Below are 1,620 nucleotides of genomic sequence, written 5' to 3' on the forward strand. Positions count from 1 at the left end.
GTGATGCGCTTCAACACTCCGGCATGCCAGGAGAAGATGGGGGCCATCGGTCGGCTCGTGGTGGGCCGGGCGGACATGCCCTCGCGCCTGGCGGCCGAGGCGGGCATCGAGGTGCTGCGCGAATACTTCGCCGATCTGGGCGTGCCCGTGCGCCTGCGCGACATCCTGCCCGACCGCTCCCCTCTTGCCCAACTGGCAGGGGCCTCCGCAGGCGACGCCTGCAACCTCACCAACCCCCGCCAGGCCGACGTGGAAAGCCTGCTCGGCATCTGCGAGGAGGCCTGGTGAGCCGCGTTCGCCCCTCGGTCGAAGACCTCATCGGCATCGAACACTGCAAGCTGGGATTCTACCAGGAGCTGCGCCAGAAGCTCGTGGAGCTTCAGGTGGCCAACCTCGAGTCCGAGGAGCGCCGCCGCGAGATCGCGGCCATCCTGGACGGCATCACCGACATCATGATGGTGCTCTCCGAAGACCTGCGCATCATGAGCGTGAACCATGTCTTCGAGGAGGTTATGGGCATCGACGACGCCCAGGGCCGCTACTGCTACGAGATCTTCCGCCAGGAGCAGCGCCCCTGCCCGGAGTGCCCGGCGCACCGCTCCTTCGTTACGGGCGACGTGTGCCGCGAAACGGCCATCTTCCGCGTGGGCGGGCGCAACCGCCAGTTCGAGATGGTGGCCTCGCCCATCAACGACCAGGGCAAGGACGAGCGGCGCATCCTCATCTTCAAGCGCGACGTGACCATGGAGAAGGAGTACCAGGCCAAGTTCTACCAGGCCGAGAAAATGGCCACCGTGGGCATGCTGGCAGCAGGCGTGGCCCACGAGGTGAACAACCCCCTGGCATCCATCTCCGGCTTCGCGGAGGGCATCAAGCGTCGCCTGGGCAGGCTGGAGGCCACGCCCGGGCCGGACCTGGACGACATCCACGACTACGTGGACACCATCCTCAAGGAGTGCAGCCGCTGCCGCGACATCGTGCACACGCTGCTCACCTTCAGCCGTCCCGTGTCCTCGGGCTTCAGGCCCGTGAGCCTCAACGCCGTGGTGGAGGACACCCTGAAGCTCCTGCGCAGCCACATCAAGCAGAAGAACCTGCGCCTGAACATGGTGCTGGAACTCTCCGACGAGCTGCCGCTCATCTACGGCGACGAGCCCCAGCTCAAGCAGGTGCTGCTGAACCTGCTCATCAACGCCATCGACGCCGTGGACCAGACCGGCGCGGGCCAGGGCGTCATCACCATCCGCACCTACCCCGAGGCCGAGGAGGGCGCGGGGCTGGTGGTCTCGGACACCGGCTGCGGCATCCCCAAGGAAAACCTGGACAAGCTCTTCGAGCCCTTCTTCACCACCAAGCCCGTGGGCAAGGGCATCGGCATCGGGCTGTCCACCTGCTACGGCATCGTGTCCGAGCATTGCGGAGAGATCATCGTGCACAGCGAATCGGGCCGGGGATCGCGCTTCATCGTGCGCCTGCCCTCCAATCAGGGGGGCTGACGTGACCAGCCCCTACACCCTCCTGGTGGTGGACGACGAACAGTCCCTGACCAAGCTCTTCAAGAAGGAACTGGCCGCCCCGCACCGCACCGTGCACACGGCCGGCACGGGCCGCCAGGCCCGG

Annotated in this window: 1 protein-coding gene and 1 pseudogene; both read left to right on the top strand. The window is 66.7% G+C overall.

The window, feature by feature from the left end; translation table 11 throughout:
* Positions 1 to 288, top strand: a pseudogene (locus ACV4UX_RS17225) (iron-containing alcohol dehydrogenase); the annotation flags it as partial.
* The gene (locus ACV4UX_RS17230) at positions 282 to 1,496 is read left to right on the top strand and encodes a two-component system sensor histidine kinase NtrB (protein WP_491594514.1); all 1,215 of its coding nucleotides are present in this window, start codon (positions 282 to 284) and stop codon (positions 1,494 to 1,496) included. The pseudogene ACV4UX_RS17225 and the gene ACV4UX_RS17230, both read left to right, overlap by 7 nt.
* Positions 1,497 to 1,620: the final 124 nt, after the last annotated feature.

The sequence above is a fragment of the Fundidesulfovibrio sp. genome, from assembly GCF_058402725.1.